We start from the raw sequence: 353 nt of genomic DNA, 5'->3' as shown, positions 1-353 counted from the left end.
CTCCACGAGCGAGACGGACTTCCGGTTCGGTTCGGTCGGCACCCCGATCCCGGGCACCGAGATCAGGCTGCTCGAGGACGGCGAGATCCTGGTGCGCGGCCCGATCGTGTCGGCCGGGTACCTCCAGGAGGACGGATCCGTCGTCTCCGTGACCGACGACGAGGGCTGGATGCACTCGGGCGACGTCGGACGGGTCGACGAGGGCGGGCACCTCTACATCATCGACCGCAAGAAGGACCTGATCATCACGTCGGGCGGCAAGAACATCGCGCCGGCCGCGGTGGAGGCGCTGCTGACCAAGCACCCGCTGGTCGGTCAGTCGCTGGCCTACGGCGACCGCCGGCCGTACGTCT

General features: G+C 69.1%; 1 pseudogene. It reads left to right on the top strand.

What is annotated here, in order from left to right:
* Positions 1-353, top strand: a pseudogene (locus AC1DYG_RS21065) (long-chain fatty acid--CoA ligase); the annotation flags it as partial.

This window comes from Pedococcus sp. P1_H8, from assembly GCF_056405175.1.
This window is presented reverse-complemented; position numbering and strand designations above follow the sequence as displayed.